The organism is Georgenia sp. H159 (assembly GCF_035607575.1).
Lineage (GTDB): Bacteria > Actinomycetota > Actinomycetes > Actinomycetales > Actinomycetaceae > Oceanitalea.
In genome coordinates, this window is sequence record NZ_JAYDZY010000001.1 from 365,489 (window position 1) to 382,085 (window position 16,597).

The following is a 16,597-nucleotide window of genomic DNA, read 5'->3' on the forward strand; positions in this document are numbered from 1 at the left end:
GCCGGCGCGGCTCACCCCGTCATCCTCGGTCGGCACCCGATTCGGGTGCCGATCACCCGCTGACGCACCTCGGCGAGGGCACCCGGATGATGGGCTGGCACGAGCATCCCAGGGGGAGGTCCTCGTGAGCTCGACCAGCTTCGCGTCGGCGCCTGAGCCGACACACCTGCACTCGTCGCGCCTCGGGCGCGCGCTCCTCGTCGCGTCCACCGGCGGGCACCTGGAACAGCTCTGGCGGTTGCGGCTGAGGTTCCGGCCACAGCTCGACGACGTGGAGTGGGCGACGTTCGACGAGGCACAGTCGCGGTCGCTGCTCAGCGGCGAGACCGTCCACCACGTGCCCTACATCCCGCCGAGGGGATACGGACAGGTGCTGCGGGCCGTCCCCGAGGCGCGCCGGATCCTGCGCAGGGGGCACTACGACTGCGTCGTCAGCACGGGCTCGGGTATCGCGCTCGCCTTCCTGCCGGTCGCCCGCACGCTCGGGATACGCACCCACTACGTCGAGAGCGCAGCGCGCGCGGACGGACCGAGCCTGACGGGGCGGATCGTCTCCAGGGTCCCCGGCACCCGGACCTACAGCCAGTACCCGGGGTGGGCCGGCGGGCGGTGGCAGTACCGCGGGTCGCTGTTCGACGGGTACGAGGTCACCGCGGACCGTCCCACGGTGCAGGCCAGGAGGGTCGTCGTGACGCTCGGCACGATGAGGCGGTACGGGTTCCGTCGGGCGCTCGAGGCGATCGTCCGGGTGCTGCCGGACGTCCTGGCACCGGACGCGGAGGTCCTGTGGCAGGTCGGGGTCACCGACTGCACTGGGCTGCCGGTGGACGGGCGGGTCGACGTCCCGGCGGCCGAGCTGCACGAGGCGATCGGACGCGCGGACCTCGTCATCGCGCACGCCGGCATCGGATCCTGCCTCACCGCACTGGACGCGGGCCGCTGCCCGGTTGTCCTGCCTCGCAGGCAGAGCTTCGACGAGCACGTCGACGACCACCAGGAGCTCATCGCCCGCGAGCTCGACCGCAGGGGACTGGCCGTGCGCCGACTCCCCGAGGAGCTGCGGGCGGTGGATCTGGTCGACGCGATGTCGCGGGTCGTGGCGCGCACCGAGAGGGTGAACGACTTCGTGCTGGGGGGTGTGTGAGGCGGTCCACCCTGGCGCTCTGGCCAGGGGTTTCGCCGGTCTCTGAGCTCAAGCGGAGCGAAACCGGTCATCCATTGATAACGATATGGTTACGATGGGCCGGTCCACGTGGGGAGTTCGGGCGGATTCCCGCGGCGGTGCACTCACCGCTGTCCGCAATGAGAAGAGAATTGATGCGAGTCACACACGCGCTCACGAGCCTGGCCGTCGCCGCCGGCGTCAGCCTCATGACAGTGCCCTCCACAGCAGCAGTAACGGCAGGCGTCCCCGACGGCGTCAACCTGGTCCCGTCCGGAAGCCTGACCATCACCGAGCCTGGGACCGTGGTCGACGGCCGGCACGTCGACGGCAGCATCTACATCCGCGCCGACGACGTCACGGTCAAGAACACCAAGGTCACCTACGGGGGCTTCCACAGCATCCGCGTCGACTCCGACGTCGACAACGCGCGCATCATCGACTCCACCGTCGAGTGCGAGGTGCCCGGGAAGACGAACGGGATCACGTTCGGCAACTACTACGCCGAGGGTGTCGCCCTCGAGGGGTGCCGCAACGACTTCATGTCGTCCGGGGACAACCCGGCCGTCGTCGTGGACAGCACGGTCGACGGGCGCGCGTTCAGCCTCAACGCCGGCGACCGTCCGGAGGCCGCGCCGGAGCCCGCCCCCGAGCCCACGCCGGAGCCGACCCCGGAGCCGACCCCGGAGCCCGCGCCCGAGCCGGAGCCCGCGCCGGAGCCGGAGCCGGAGCCCGCGCCGAAGCCTGACCCGAAGCCGCAGCCCGGCGACGGTGAGTACGGACCGTGGCCGACGCCGGAGACGACCGGTCCTCGGCACGAGCCCACGCGCAGCGTCACGGACGGATTCTCGAGCTCGCACGACGGTCAGGTCATCGAGCGGATGGAGGTCGAGGGCCGCCTCACCGTGACGCACGACAACGTCACCGTCCGCGACGTCACCGTGAACGGGACGGGCACGTACATGGTGCAGGTGAAGGAGGGTGCCGACGGGACGTGCCCGGAGAACGTCCGGTTCGAGTACGTCGAGATCGACGGCGCCAAGGCGGCCGAGAACGACATCCCGCTCTACTCGCCCGACTGTGGCTACACCTTCGACCACGGTCACGTTCACAACGTGGGCAGGGCGTCGCGGGTCGTTCATGACACGACGATCAGCAACTCCTACATCATCTCCGACCGGACCGGTAACTCCGGGGCCCACCGAGGTGGAGTCGGCAACAACGGCGGTACGAACAACGCCCTGGTCAACAACGTCATCAAGTGCGAGGGCAAGGGCTGCTCCGCGGCGCTGCCGATGTACGGAGACTTCAACACGGTCGACGGCTACCTGATCGAGCACAACCTCCTTGCCTCGACCGGCTCGTACTGTGCGTACGGCGGCAGCCTCGGCAGCAAGCCGCACCCCCACGGCCGTAACATCAAGTTCATCGGCAATCACTTCTCGACCGAGTACTTCGACACCTGTGGTCGCTACGGCCCGATCAGTGGGTTCGACGAGGGTGTGCGTGGCAATGTCTGGGAGGGCAACGTCTGGCATGAGACCGGCGAGCTCCTCCGCGAGAACTAGCAGTACCCAGCACAGCAGGCAAGGGCCGTCCCGAAGTACTCGGGGCGGCCCTCCTGCATGAGCGGGTGAGCGGTGGTCCCACGCTCACCCCTCTGCTCTCGCGCAGTCATCCGGTCGTCGGTCTGTGCCTTACGACGCTCCGCGGGACACGCTGGGGACCGTTGTCGGTCGGCGTCGAGGAGGTGTGTGTTGCGGCTCCAGGCACACCGAGCGCACGCCGAACCCGACGCTTCGCTCGACAGGTGGCTGGAGCGGTCAGTTCGCGACGGAGACCTCGGGCGTACGGTCACCAGCGGTGTGAGCTGGACGTTGCTGAGCAACTGGCTCTCGGCGGCCCTGCAGATCGGCACCACGATGGTGCTCGCCCGGCTGCTCACGCCGGAGGACTTCGGGCTGATGGCGATGGCACTCACCCTGACCGTCCTGGTCACACAGTTCCGTCAGCTCGGCCTGAGTCAAGCGGTCGTGCAGCGTGAGAACTTGCGGTGGAGCGAGGTCAACGCGCTCTTCTGGATCAACGCGGCGGCCGGCGTAGCGCTCGCCGCGATTGTCGCGGCGGCGGGATTTCCACTTGCGGCGTTCTACGGCGAGCCGGCGATCATCCCGATCTGCGCCGCTCTCGGTGCCGGGTTCATCGTCTCCGGACTGTCGGTGCAGCACGGTGCACTTCTCAACCGCGCGATGCAGTTCCGTCGGATCTCGTTGCGGAACGTCACAGCCGGTGCCCTGTCCAGTGTTGCAGCGGTGGCAGCTGCCTTCCTCGGGATGGGGGTGTGGTCTCTCGTCGTTCAGAGTGTGAGCACGGTGGTCCTGGCCACAGCACTCAACTGGTGGGCCGTACCGTGGCGGCCGAGCAGGCCGAGGGGGCTACGCGCCGCACTCCCGCTGGTTGCCTTCGGTGCTCATGTGTCGGTCGCCAACCTGTTCCACACACTGTCGCGCCAGGGCGACAACATCATCATCGGACGCGCCCTCGACGCTGGGGCGTTGGGACTGTACAGCCGCGCCTACGGCTTGCTGATGCTCCCGCTGCGGCAGCTCAAGACCCCGATCCAGGCCGTCATGGTGCCCACGATGGCCGCCCTGCAGTCAGAACCTGCACGCTACCGCCACGCGTACCGTCGAGCGGTCAGTGCCCTGAGCCACGCAGGGATGCCGACCGTCGTCGTCATGGCCGTCATGGCGCACGAGATCATCCTCGTCACCCTCGGTGACCAGTGGACCGGAGCCGCCCCCATCTTCCAGCTCTTGGCGCTCGCCGGCTTCGTCCAGCTCGTGTCGACGACCACCGGCTGGATCTACACCAGCACCGGGCGCGGGCGGGCCTACGCGGGCTGGGCGGTGGTCAGTGGCATCGTCACGGTCGGTGGTTTCCTCATTGGTGTCCGGTGGGGTGTCGAGGGTGTCGCCGCGTCCTACGCCGTGAGCCAGGTCCTCCTCCTCCCCCCCGCCTTCGTGTTCGCGTGCCGTGACACTCCCCTGTCTCTTGGCGACCCTTTCCGTGCGATGGTGCGACCGGCGATCCTCTCGCTCGTCGTCCTGCTGACATGCGTGGTCGCGCGCTCCCTCACAGCCGACCTTCCCGCACTGGCAGCCCTCGTCGTGGTGGGAGCGGCTGCCCTTGTGTCGTGGGGGGCATGTCTTGCGATCTGGCCGAGTGCGCGACGCGAGGTGGCCGAACTCGTGTCGATGGCGAAGCGTGGAAAGCGTGGGAGAGGCCCCAGCAGTCGCGATGGCGGTGATGGCGGATGACTGACTCGCTGACGCGCCCCTCCCATACGACGGACATGCCGTCGACACGCACAGTCGGGATCCTCGGTGGGATGGGCCCTCTCGCCACCGCCGAGGCTTACCGGCGCATCGTCATGGCGACGCCCGCCGAGCGCGACCAGGACCACCTGCACGTCGTCATCGATTCCAACCCCGCCGTCCCCGACCGGACCGCCGCTCTCCTGCACGGCGGTCCTGACCCTCGGCCGTTGCTCCTTGAGGGCGCCCACCGGCTGTTGTCCATCGGGGCTGAGGTCATGTGCATCCCCTGCAACACGGCGCACGCCTACCATCAGTGGCTGCAGGACCGTGTGCCGGTGCCCATCGTCCACATGCTTCGCGAGAGCGCGCTCGCGGCTTCCGGGACGGGTGCCGCGCGCTTCGGTCTGCTCGCCACGACAGGTACCGCCGCCACCGGCTTGTACCAGAGCGAGTTCGAGCGGTTGGGACTGCACCTGACGACGCCCGACAGCGATGCGCAGCGGCTGGTCATGGCGGCGATCAACGCGATCAAGGCGGACGGTGCTCCCGAGCCCATACTCGCCGCGCTCCTGTCAGCGGTCCACGCACTCAAGGAAGGTGGCGCCGAGTACGTCTTGGTGGGATGTACCGAGCTCTCCCTCGTCGCGACTCGACTCGGCTCGGTCCTCCCGTACGTCGACGCACTGGACTCTCTGGTCAGCGCGACAGTCCGCCTCGCACGGCCTGTCGGAGCGGCGCCGCCCGAGGTGGTGGCACATGTCCTGTGAGCTCCTCGTCATCGCCGGTTCACGCTCGCACGGTTCGATCGAGACGCGACGTGCGGCGCTGATGCATGCCACCGAGGCGGTCCCGGGCTTTGTCGGGAGCTCCGTCAAGGAGAGCGAGAGTGCCTGCGCCGCTCTGGTTGCCACGGCTCCAGACGCCGGCACACTGTCCCGTTGCGAACAGTCACCCGCTGGTGAGCGGCTGACCATCGCGACGAACCGTCGCGGACTTGCCGCCGCGGGGACGACGAGGGTCGTCGGTGCCGAGGGCGGGCACGTCAGCATCCTGCTCGCACCTGACGGTCGCGTAGAGCTCAGCACGGACGGTGTGGGCTTCATCCCCTGCTACTGGGGACCTCTGGCGGGCGGCATCGCCATCTCCACACACCTGGCGTCACTCGTCAGTCTCGGGGTCGCGGCGGACGTGGATGAACGAGGGGTGATCGAGTACCTGGCGATGCACCATCCGCTAGGGACGCGCACCCTGCTGCGCGACGCTCGCATGCTCGCGGCGGGCGGGCGGCTCCGGTGGGAACCCGGGTCGCAGCCGTTCATCGACGTACGACCGATCTTCGTCCCGAGCGACGAGGCTCTCGACGACGACGAGGCCGTCGCGGCGTTCAGGACGAGGTGGCCACAGGTCGTCGTCGATGCTCTCGAAGGTCCCGGGACGGTCGCGCTGGGACTGAGCGGTGGGCTGGATAGCCGTGCGATAGCGGAGGCAGCGGTGCAGTCCGGGATCCGTCCGTTGACCTACACCTACGGCACCCCGCCGACCCATGAGCCGGTCGTGGCCGCCCGGGTCGCCGACGCCCTCCACCTGCAGCACGTCCGCATCCCCGTCACCTCCGACGACATGCTGGCTGGGGGCCTGAGCGCGGTCGACCGCCTCGACGGGGCGCACAGTCCCAGTGAGATGTACGAGCTGTGGTTCCAGGACGCGTTGCGCGCGATGACCGGCACGGTGATCAATGGACTCGCAGGTGGACCGCTGTGGGGTGACGACAAGGCGGTGGGCCTCACCGATCCCGCTGCCGTGCTCGAGCGGCAGTGGAGACGGTACGCAGCTGACGCGCGGACCGTGTCCCGATTCCTCGGGAGCGGGCTTGGCGAGGACGTCGACCGCGTCCTTCGGGACTCACTGAGGGAGTCCCTCTTCGAATGGGACCTGGAAGGGCGTGACGACACCGTCCTGTACTGGAAGGTGGCCAACCGCCAGTTCCGCTGGGGCAACATGCTCACCAACGCGCTACGGCGCTCCGGTCTGCGGACCGAGGCACCCTTCCTGGACTCTCGTTCGCTCGAGCTGACGGCTCGTCTGACACCCGCGCAGCGCAGAAACGGTGGCCTGTACCTTCGTATCCACCGTGAAATGTTCCCGGTGACCGCGGCGATCCCGCGAAGTGATGACGGCAACCCTCCGCGCGCCCTGAACCACGTCTACTGGTCGGGTGAGACGTCGTACCTGCAACAGCTCACGGGGCTAGCGCGCCGGCATCCGATCGCGGCGATGAGGCGGGGCACCAGGTTGGGAAGCCACATGGTCCGGGAGGCGTTGCGGGACCGGACCGGGATCGCAGGACCGGCGGACCGCAGCGATCGTCGCCGGTCCGTGTTCCCGGCGGACGTGTGGCTGCGAACGAGCAAGGCGTACGCCGATCGCCTGTGCTCGCTTCTCGAGCTGGGCGACCACCCTCTCTTCAGCGAGAGCGCCGTGGCAGCGGAGCTGGCAGCGGTCCGTGCCGGTCGGCCCACTGTTCCAGCCCTCGCGTTGGGTCGGGTGGCGGCCGCCCGTGCGTGGCTCTCCGACTACGAGCGCCGGGCCGCTGCCAGAGGAGCCGCGGGCTGAGGGGAGCGGGGGACGTCACGAGCTCCACGGATCAGCGCTCGAACGGCGGCCCGGTGCGTCGGACGCCCGAGCAGTGAACGGCTGCCCTCGTTGAGCAGCACGATCAGCCAGTAGACCGACCCGGCGACGGCGCCATGGCGTCTGCGGTACAGGCGGGTGCGATTGACCGCTACCAGGCTCCACAGCCACGGTGACACCGACATGTCACCACCCGGATGGACGACGTCCGCGTCGCCCACGAGTCGGACGTGCAGGCCGACATCGCGTGCCCGCAGGGCGTAGTCGGTCTCCTCGGAGTAGAGGAAGTAGTCCTCCTCCCACTGCCCGACCGCGTCAAGAGTCCGAGGGGCGAGGAACATCGCCGCGCCTGTCGCCCAGTCGGCCCTTGCACCGTCCGCGTAGTACTCGGCGTCGCGGATCATGTCTCCCCACGCGGTGAAGCGGGCGGCGCGGTGGCCGCCCAGGACGGCTTCTCCGAGCGCGCGCCGGATGGTCGGCTCGCGCCGCAGTGAGAACTTCAACCGTCCGGCCCTGTCGACGATGCGGGGGACGGCGATACCGACGTCGGGATGGTCCTCAACCGCCTGGGCGAGACGCGCCACGCTCCCAGGCGAGGGTACGGCGTCGGGGTTCAGCACGTAGACACCGCGGCGTGCCCGTGTGTGGCGGAGCGCCACGTTGATGCCGGCGCCATAGCCCCGGTTCGCACCCGGCTCGACGACGTCCACCCAGGGCGCGAGCGTCCGCACGAGATCGGGTGTGCCGTCGGCCGAGTCGTTGTCCACGACGACGACCGTTGCCGTCCCGGCGCCGGTGAGGGCGGCGGGAAGAGCGCGGAGGAAACGCTCGATGAGGCCGGCGCTGTTGTACGTCACGACTGCGATGAGCACGTCCGGGCGCTCGCCCGGTGCTGGTCGCAGTGGCGCCTTGATGGACACGTCGCTCACCATCGGGCAGGCCGCCCGACCAGACGACGTGCTCGCTTCCGTGCGGACGTCACCCGCCGACGCCAGCCCGCGTATGCCCGCGGGTCCAGCGATGCTGTCTGGAGCACCCGGGCACTCTGCTCGAGCTGTGCGGTCCAGTCCGCCACGGTGGTCACCCCGTTCGCGCGGGCGGAGAGAGGCATCCTCTCCCGGAGGTCAGCATCGCTCCTGATGAGCGTGTAGGAGGAACGAGGGTCGTCCATGTGGTCCTCCCGGACGAAGGGAAAGTAGAAGCCGTTGACGGCGCCGGCACGGGCGATGCGGATGCAGTAGCCGGTGAACGACTCCTCCTCACGGATGCCGTCATGTCGCTCAACCAACTCTCGTCGCAGCAGGTAACCGCTGCCTTGGACCCAGAGGTTCCGCATGAGGCGGTGACCACCGGCAAGTGAGGTGATCTTGCGTTCGGCGAGCTCGGGGAAGAAGTCCGACTCCGGGTGACGCCAGCTTCCGACCACGCCGAGCTCGGGGTTGTCCTCATGGGCGGCGGCGAAGGTGTCGAGCCAGCCGGGACTGACCCGGCAGTCGTCGTCGACCTTGGATACGTAGGTCGCTGCGGACTCCTGCCACAGCCAGTTGGTCGGTTCGCGCAGCCGGACGTTCTCGCGGCTGTGGTGGAAGCGGTGCACGCGGTCGTCGGCGAGGAAGGGGCGCAGCGCCTCGAGCGTCGCCTCGTCGTCACCGTTGTGCCACAGCCACACGCGGTCACGTTCCCCGAGCGTCTCGAGCAGACGCGGCAGGCTGAGGTCGAGATACCCCGCGCTGCGGTAGGTGATCATGAGGATGTCGGCGCGGTGGCTCATACCGAGCTCACCTCCGGCTGCCGCAGCCCCCGGAGTCGTGCGCGACGGTAGGTGCCACCGATCGAGGTGATCTTCCCGCGCAGCGGGAGGCGCCACCAGAGCCGCAGGGCGGGCATCCGGCGGTAGCTCGGGGCGGCCAGGCCCATGAGCCTCATCGTGAGGACGCGTCCCCACACCGCACCCCGGGTGTCGGCGAGGTTGGGCTGCGACCGAGGGAGCAGGTCCAGCGGCACCTCCCCGCCGGCCAGTGAGCCGTCCGCCAACGCCGCGAGAAGCGCGTCCCGGCCGGCCTCGGTGCGCACGACGACGAGCGAGCGCCCTGCCTCCCCGGGTCCGACCTCGCGGTACCACGGGTCGCCCACCGACAGGTCGGCGAACTCGCCCGTGTGGTCGGGGCAGATGAGGCACCGCCACTGCCTGTGCTTGGTCAGGGTGCCGCCCCAGGACTCCGCGTACGACATGCTCCGGACGTCCCCGGACCGGGAGCGCACGCGGAAGCTCCCGGGCCACCCCTCGCCGCGGTAGTCCACGGACACGACGTCGTCGGGGTCGGTGCCCAGCTCCCGCACCAGCATCTCGGTCGCCGCCGTCGACGGGGTACCGGCACAGAAGATGGCGATCGTGATGTCGAGCTTGTCCCGCAGTGCGGGCCGGATCGCGGCCACCCGCCTCACCGCGGCCACGTCGCACGGCTTGCCGACGAACACCGTCCGGCCGTCGGCCTCCTCGACGAGGTCGAGCCGCTCGCACGGGCTCGCCGGTGCGTACCGGGACCCGGCGGCGCCGGTGATCGACGCGTAGGTCGTGTTCCGCACGGTGACGTTGCGCAGCGGGTCGAGCGGGTCCGCCTGGACCTGGAGGGCCCCGGTCGCCCGGCCGGAGGAGACGGCATGGGCGGCCAGCGTGGTCGTCACGCCGCCCGACGAGCCGCGGTACCGGACGTCGGGGTCGGTGGACCAGCACTCGTACAGTGCCAGCACGGGGCCCCACTCGCCGCGCAGCGGGGCGCCGGTGAGGGCGTCGGGCTCGTGCGCGAGCTCCCGTCCCGGACACACGGCGAGCGCCTCCCCGGCCACCCGCCCGTTGACGGCGGCGATCGGCAGCGGGCGTCGACCGACCTCGGTGACGTCGTGCATCGCCAGCTGGTCCGGGGCGACGTGGGCGCATGCCCCGCACCCGAGGCACAGGTGCGAGGCGACGACCTCCTCGATCGACTGCGGCAGGCGCCCGATCACGCGACCACCCCCACCGCGTCCGAGCCGCGCCAGGCGGTGACGGCGCCGAGGACCTCGTCGAGCTGGCCGTGCGCCCGGTCGACGACGGCCGGGACGTTGGCCGCCAGCGCCCGTCTCGTCGTGTCGCGGGCGGCGAAGGAGTCCAACGCCCTCTCCACGACCTCCAGTCCGGTGACGGACCGTGCGTCCGTCACGTGGTCGGCGACCCCACAGGTCCCGAAGACGCCGTGCGTCTTGTCGCTGTACGCGTAACCGAACGTGGGCACACCCGAGCTGAGGGCCGCGATCGTCGCGTGCATGCGGGAACCGGTGAACCAGTCCATCCTCGCGATGCACCACTTGAGCTCGGCAGCACGCAGCCGCGGGGACAGCCGCCAGACACGCTGCCGGTCGCGCTCGTCCAGGGACGCGCGGACCCGGTCGAGCGCGGCCGCGTCGTTCTCCTTCGGGTCGCTCCCGTGGACGTGCGAGACGAGCACGACGAAGGCCCCGGCAGCCACGAGGGCCCGCACCACTGCAGTGAGCGTTGCGATGTAGTCACCGGCGAGCCCGAACCGGCGGGCGGCGTCCGCGTCCCGCAGCAGGCCGCTGACGTTCACCCCGACGACCGGCTCTCCTGCCAGCGTGGTGAGCCGGGCGACGATCGCGGCGTCGGGCTCCTGTGGACGCAGCCCGAAGGCGACGTCGACCCCCCTCCTCAGCCGTGCCGGGTCGACGTCGGGCCCGGCGAGCTCGAGCAGCCGGTCGTGGCTCCACTCGTCACGGGAGTAGGCCAGCGCCGTCGCGCGGACGATCCGCTCAGCCCGGCGCCGGCCGTCGACGGTGGAGAACGGGCCGAAGGTCTGCGGCAGGAGCACCAGCGGGCGTCCTGCTCGGATGGCCGCCTCCTTCGGCGCACAGATGGTCGCGAGCCTGAAGGGGCCGTACAGGTCGGTGAAGCTGTCCCCGCCGCTGAGGTCGGCCACGGCGTCCGCCTCCGTGAGACGCCCGAGGACGGGGTTCCCGAGGCCGCCGAGCGCCTGGTCGAAGCGGATCCGCGCCCAGCTCTCCCGGCGGTGCCACCGGCGCGAGTTGCGCACCCCGACGCGTTCCACCCGGGTGGCGACCTGCGTCCAGCCGTGGTCGGGTCGGACGCCCCAGCCGTCGTCGAGCACGCTGACCCGGTCCACCGTCGGTGAGCGGGTGAGGTGGGCGACGACGGACGTGCCCAGTGCCTCGACCCCGCGGTTGTCGTTGTCGAGTGCTGCACCCGCCAGGATGATCCGCGACCCTCTCGAGGGCGTCCCGGGGTCCGAGTCCGTCACGGTGGTCGTGTGGTGTGTCATGCCTTGCCTTCCTGGTGGCTCGACGGGGTGGTCCCGCCGGTCGGGTGCGTGCTCACGGCGTCGTCGGCAACGTGAGGGCCTCGTGGACGGAGCTCGCGCTCGCGCCGGCGAACTCACCGCCACCGACGACGTGCAGCCGTCCGTCGATGACGCCTGCTGCGGCGCCGTGCCGAGGGGTCGGTACCCGGCGCAGCGACGTCCACTCGTCGGTCGCCGGGTCGTACAGCTCGGTGGCGTCGAAGGGCAGACCGTCCGCGCGGGCCTCACCGCCGACCACGACGACCGTGCCGTCGATGACGCCGGTGGCCATCGTGCGACGCGCGGTCGGCATCGGCGCACGGCCCGTCCACGTCCCGGCGACGAGTGCCTCGACCGAGCCGAGGGTCGGTGCGGGCGACTGGCCGTTGGCCAGGCGGGTCCGTCCGCCGAAGACGTACAGGACGCCGTCGACGACGGCCGAGCCCGGGTTGTCACGTGCCACCGACAGCGGGGGAGCGGCCGCCCAGGTGCCCGTGGCGAGGGTGAGCCGTTCGACGACGGCCGTGGACGCACCGTCGTTCGTCATGCCACCGACGACGTGCACCACCCCGCCGACGACCTGCGCCGTCGCGCCTCCGCGTGCCGTGGGCATGGCGGGGAGCGCCTGCCACGTGTTCGTGGCCGGGTCGTAGGACCAGGCGGAGGTGACGGCACCGGAGAACGGCGCGGTCGACCCGCCGAACACGAGGAGCTTGCCGTCGGCGGTCGTCACCGCGGGGTTCTCGACGCCGGGCCCGGGAAGGTCGGCGACGCGCGCCCACGTGCCGGCAGGAGCGTCGTACCGGTAGACGCGGTTGGAGTGTCCGCTGGCGCCCTTGCCACCGACGACGTACAGCGCGTCCCCGATGGCCGTACCGCCGGCGTCGAGAGTCTCGACGGGCAGCGGAGCCTCCTCGCTCCAGCACCCGATGTCGCGCGGGGTGAGGAAGGTGACCTTGCCTCCGGTCCCGGCGAACTCGCCGACCACGATGCGGCCGTCCGGGGCCTGGGCGATCGGCAGCGGGTCCGTGAACCCTCCGACGATGCTGCGCGCGCGGACGACAGACCGGCCGTCCGGCGAGAGCGTCACCGCGGTGACGTCGTCGCCGACCGAGTAGTTGGTGATGAGCAGGTCGTGGTCGAGCGCCCCGCAGAAGGCGTCCCCCTGGAACTCGACGATGCCGTTCGCGGACCGGTTCGCACCGAGGTCCGCGATCGGCGGGCTGTAGTTCGGGAGGGGGGCCACCCCCTGATAGCTGCCGTCCTTGAAGACGCACTCGCCGCGTGTCGGGTTCGGTGACCCGTAGTACCGTCCCTCCTCCAGGAGGTTGAGGGAGTCGTTCTGGTGACCTGGGTTGTTCCCGCCCTGGAGCCAGGACCGGGTGTCCCCGAAGCCGGGGCACGGTGCCGTGGGAGAGGGCGGGTAGCTGCCCACGACCCCGAGCCCGTTGTCCGGTCCGTACAGGTGGCCGTTGGAGTGCTCGACCACGTCGTAGGTGTTGCGCAGGCCGGACGCGAAGACGTCGACGTCGCAGTCCCCGGAGAGGTAGATGTCGGTCGGGTGTGCGCAGGTGCCGTCGAAGCCGGCTGCCGTGACGTCGGCGACGAGCAGGGCAGCGGAGAGCGGCTGCTCGCCGCGCTCGCCGAACTCGGTGTTCGCCGTGTTCGGGGCACCGGCTCCGGTGTTGCCGCCCTGGGCGATGTACAGCCTGCCGTCGCTGCCGAACTGGATGGCGTTGGTGCCGTGGTTGGCGATGGACCGTGGCAGGCCGGTGATGACGTCCGTGCGCTGGGTGAGGCCCGGTCCGGACAGCCGGGAGATGACGCCGGAGTCAGCCTCGCCGGCGTCGGCCGACGGCGAGGAGTGCCCGGCCCAGATGATGACGTTGGTGGGAGTCGAGGCGGGGTCGACGGTGAGTCCCAGGGCGAGGCGCGTGCCCAGGGTGGAGATGACCTCCTGGCCGGAGACGGTCCCGTCGGGGGCGAAGGACAGGGCGTGGATCTTGCCGAACATCGACTGGACGTAGAGCTTGCCGTCAGGTGCGAAGGCCATGGACGTCGGGAACGGGACGCTCACCGAGTAGCGGTCGAAGGGGTAGTCCGCGACGTCGGAGGGGTCCTGCTCGCCCGTCACGGAGAACTGGGAGAAGCGGAAGACCGGGGCCACGGTGGCGTCCCGGCGGCTGGCGAAGATGCCGCCGAAGCTGCGGGTGGCGATGAGCGGGTCGATGCCGGCGGCGTCGAAGCTGAAGAACTCCCCGGGGACGCTCGCGGTCATCAGGGGTGACAGGCCGCCGTCACCGACCCGGTAGAAGCCGGTGGCCTGGCGGGTGCCCGGGTCCAGCCGGAGCTGCAGCTCGACCGGGGTGTCGGTCGGGATGGTGAGGTAGGGGGAATTCCGGCGCGCGACCTCGACACCGTCGACCTCGAGCACGTGCTCCACCCGCCAGCCGAGCGGTGCGCGGACGAGCGCCAGCCGGTCGACGTGGTTCTGGTCGTACCCGAACCACAGGCCCGCCTGCTCGTACTTGCCGGTCGCGGCCGGAGTGCCGGCGATCGTGGTGGACAGCACGGTGGTGGACGTGGGGCCGTCAAAACCGACGCCGACCGCGTTGTCGAGGGTGTTCTCCTTGACCGACCCGTGCGTCCCGGTGATGTCGAGCGTGCCGTCGCCGAGGTCGACCCGGAGGTTGTTGCGTCGGTACTCACTGCCGTCGTCGCGCGGGAGGAGGGTGGTGAACCCGGTGCCGACCCCGGCGGTGTCGATGATGCCGCCGCTCTCGTACCGGAAACCGAGGTTGTACGGCGTGCCGACCTTGATGAGCTCGCAGGAGACGGGCTCACAGCCGCCCGGGTCACCGACGACGAGCTCGACGGGGAGCGCGGCGGTGAACGCCCCCGGCGCGGTGGCGAGGACCTGGCCGTGCCACACGCCTGCCGTGAGGCCGGTGGGGTCGACCGTGACGTCGACGGTGGTCGGCGTCGTCGCGCTCGCCGGGGCCACCCGGAGCCACGGGGCGGTGGCCTCGACCGTGACCGCGGTGCCGGGCGTCGTCGCGGTGAGCGATGCCTGGCGCACGGTCGGCCCGGCGGACTCGGGCACCTCGACGCGCAGCGAGGCCGGGTCGAAGGTCAGTGTGTTCGTGTCGTTGACCGTGGTGAACGCCGTGTGGACGACGTGGGTGGTTCCGTCGGACGTCAGGACCGTGGTGGTGATCGTGTGCTCGCCGTCGGACACCAGGGCCGTGTCGAAGGGCGCCGCGGCGTGGGCGACGGACCCGGGGCCGAAGTCGAACGGCGCCGCGGAGTCGGTCCGCAGCGGCTGTCCCGTCATCGCCGGGTCGTCGAACCACCAGGACGTGGAGGACACGCCGTCGGTCTGGGCGAGGAAGGCGTAGATGTCCCCGCTGACGGTCCGGCCGGCGAGGGGTTCGGGGGAGGTGCGCTTCGCGTCCACGCCGGTGACGACTTGGAACGTCGAGGTGTCGCGCACGGTGAGCGTCACGGGCACGACGACGTCCGGCAGTCCGGCGGAGGAGAGCGTGAGCTCTCCCGTGTGCCCCCCGGGGGCGAGGCCGGCCGGGCCAGCGGTCACGGTGAGCTGAGCAGGGGTGGTGGTCGTGGTCGGGTCGACGGTGAGCCACGTGCTCGAGCTCGAGGCGGCGAAGGGCAGTGCCGAGCCGTCCCCCGCGGACACGACGAGCGGGGTGCTGACGGCGGCCCCGTCAGCGACGGCCTCGAGGGTGAGCGCCCCCGGGTCGACGACGAGTCCGGGAGCGGCGTCGACGACGAGGGAGACGGTGAGCACCGCGGACGTCGCGCCCTCCGCCGTCGCCGTGAGACGCCCGGTGTGGGTGCCCCCGGACAGGCCTGCCGGGTCCGCCGTGACGGTGACAGTGCCGGGGGCGGTGACGGACGACGGCGCGGAGAGCCACGGCACGTCGCCGGCCAGCGTGACGACCGTGCCAGGATCGGACGCGCCGAGTGCGACGTCGCGGGTCAGTGGCCCGCCGCCCTCGGCGGCCTCGAGCACGACGGAGGCGGGGTCCCACACGAGCGCGTTCGAGCCGTTCGCCGTGGTGAAGGTGGCCGTCGCGACGTGCTGCGCGCCGCTGGTCGTCGTCACGCGCACGGTGACCGTGTGCTCGCCGTCCGCGAGCGTCGTCGTGTCCAACGGTGCCGCCCGGTGCTTGACCGAGCCGGGCCCGTAGTCGAACGGCGCGACACCGTCCGTCCGGACGGGAGTACCGGCCATCGCCGGGTCGTCGAGCCACCACGTCGTGCTCGTGACGTCCGTCTCCGGGGCGAGGAACGGGTAGATGTCACCCGACACCTCCGTGCCGTGGAGCGGCACCGGGCCGGTGCGCTTGGCGTTGAGGCTGCGCACGACGGTGAACTGCTCGAGCGGGGCGGGCGACACGGTGAGGGTCACCGCGACGGTCGCGCTGGGCAGGCCCGGCGCCTCGAGGAGGACGGCGGTCCGGTACGTGCCGACGTCGAGATCGGTCGCCGCCGTCAACGACACCTGAGCGGGCGTCGTGGTGGCCCCGGGCGCCACGGTCAGCCAGTCCGCGGTGCTCGTCGCGGTGAAGGCACGGGCGACGCCGTCCGAGGTGCCGACGTCGACCGAGGCGCCGGGCGCGGGGCCGCCCACGGTCGCCGCGAGGGTGACGGTGGACGGGGACGTGGTGAGCAGGGCCGCGACGTCGTTGGCGGAGACGAACGTCGCGTGCCGGACGATGACGCCGGCGGCCGTGGTGACGTGCGCGGTGATGGTGTGGTCACCGTCGGGCAGGGTCGCCGTGTCGAACGGCGCCGACGCGTGGGTCACCGAGCCGGGGGAGAAGTCGAACGGGGACGTCGTGTCCGTGCGGACCGCGTCACCGGTCATCGCGGTGTCGTCGAGCCACCAGCTCACCGCGGTGACGCCGGTGTCACCGGTGAGGAATGGGTAGATGACGCCGTCGACGGTGGTGCCGTCGAGGAGGGTGGGAGAGCCCCGCTTCTGGTCGAGGCTGAAGGAGATCTGTGCGTCGTCGGCAGCGGACGCAGGGAGGGTGCTCGCTGCCAGGAGGGAGAGCAGTGCGGTGAGTGCGGTGAGGAGGGCCCAACGACCTGTGGTGGCGGTAGCCATG

Annotated in this window: 10 protein-coding genes; 5 read left to right on the plus strand and 5 right to left on the minus strand. The window is 70.9% G+C overall.

The genetic code is table 11. The annotated features are described in order from the left end of the window. Positions 1–124: 124 nt before the first annotated feature. The 5 genes from VR894_RS01800 to VR894_RS01820 all read left to right on the plus strand — a co-directional run bounded on the left by VR894_RS01800 (position 125) and on the right by VR894_RS01820 (position 7,095). Positions 125–1,144: a glycosyltransferase gene (locus VR894_RS01800; protein ID WP_324649585.1), complete on the plus strand. Its 1,020-nt coding sequence runs from the start codon at positions 125–127 to the stop codon at positions 1,142–1,144. A gap of 173 nt (positions 1,145–1,317) precedes the next feature. After that, the gene (locus VR894_RS01805) at positions 1,318–2,730 is read left to right on the plus strand and encodes a hypothetical protein (RefSeq protein ID WP_324649586.1); all 1,413 of its coding nucleotides are present in this window, start codon (positions 1,318–1,320) and stop codon (positions 2,728–2,730) included. 297 nt (positions 2,731–3,027) lie between these two features. Next, complete coding sequence (locus tag VR894_RS01810) at positions 3,028–4,482, plus strand: lipopolysaccharide biosynthesis protein (RefSeq protein ID WP_324649587.1); 1,455 nt, start codon at positions 3,028–3,030, stop codon at positions 4,480–4,482. A 35-nt stretch (positions 4,483–4,517) separates the two neighbouring features. Continuing rightward, positions 4,518–5,249, plus strand: a complete 732-nt coding sequence (locus VR894_RS01815; protein ID WP_324650036.1) for an aspartate/glutamate racemase family protein — start codon at positions 4,518–4,520, stop codon at positions 5,247–5,249. After that, positions 5,239–7,095: an asparagine synthase-related protein gene (locus VR894_RS01820; RefSeq protein WP_324649588.1), complete on the plus strand. Its 1,857-nt coding sequence runs from the start codon at positions 5,239–5,241 to the stop codon at positions 7,093–7,095. Before VR894_RS01815 ends, VR894_RS01820 begins: the two co-directional genes overlap by 11 nt. Here the strand turns inward: VR894_RS01820 and VR894_RS01825 are convergent. Genes VR894_RS01825 through VR894_RS01845 form a run of 5 tightly spaced genes read right to left on the minus strand, consistent with a single transcriptional unit; the run spans position 7,056 to position 16,596 of the window. Beyond that, complete coding sequence (locus VR894_RS01825) at positions 7,056–8,033, minus strand: glycosyltransferase family 2 protein (protein WP_324649590.1); 978 nt, start codon at positions 8,031–8,033, stop codon at positions 7,056–7,058. The genes VR894_RS01820 and VR894_RS01825 overlap by 40 nt on opposite strands. A gap of 5 nt (positions 8,034–8,038) precedes the next feature. Beyond that, positions 8,039–8,884 carry a glycosyltransferase family 2 protein gene (locus VR894_RS01830; protein WP_324649591.1) on the minus strand — a complete coding sequence of 282 codons (846 nt, stop codon included), beginning with the start codon at positions 8,882–8,884 and terminating at the stop codon, positions 8,039–8,041. Then, positions 8,881–10,119: a Coenzyme F420 hydrogenase/dehydrogenase, beta subunit C-terminal domain gene (locus tag VR894_RS01835; RefSeq protein WP_324649592.1), complete on the minus strand. Its 1,239-nt coding sequence runs from the start codon at positions 10,117–10,119 to the stop codon at positions 8,881–8,883. Before VR894_RS01835 ends, VR894_RS01830 begins: the two co-directional genes overlap by 4 nt. Continuing rightward, positions 10,116–11,444, minus strand: coding sequence for a polysaccharide pyruvyl transferase family protein (locus VR894_RS01840; RefSeq protein WP_324649593.1), 1,329 nt, complete (start codon positions 11,442–11,444; stop codon positions 10,116–10,118). Before VR894_RS01840 ends, VR894_RS01835 begins: the two co-directional genes overlap by 4 nt. Before the next feature lie 52 nt (positions 11,445–11,496). Continuing rightward, positions 11,497–16,596: a kelch repeat-containing protein gene (locus VR894_RS01845; protein WP_324649594.1), complete on the minus strand. Its 5,100-nt coding sequence runs from the start codon at positions 16,594–16,596 to the stop codon at positions 11,497–11,499. Position 16,597 lies beyond the last annotated feature (1 nt).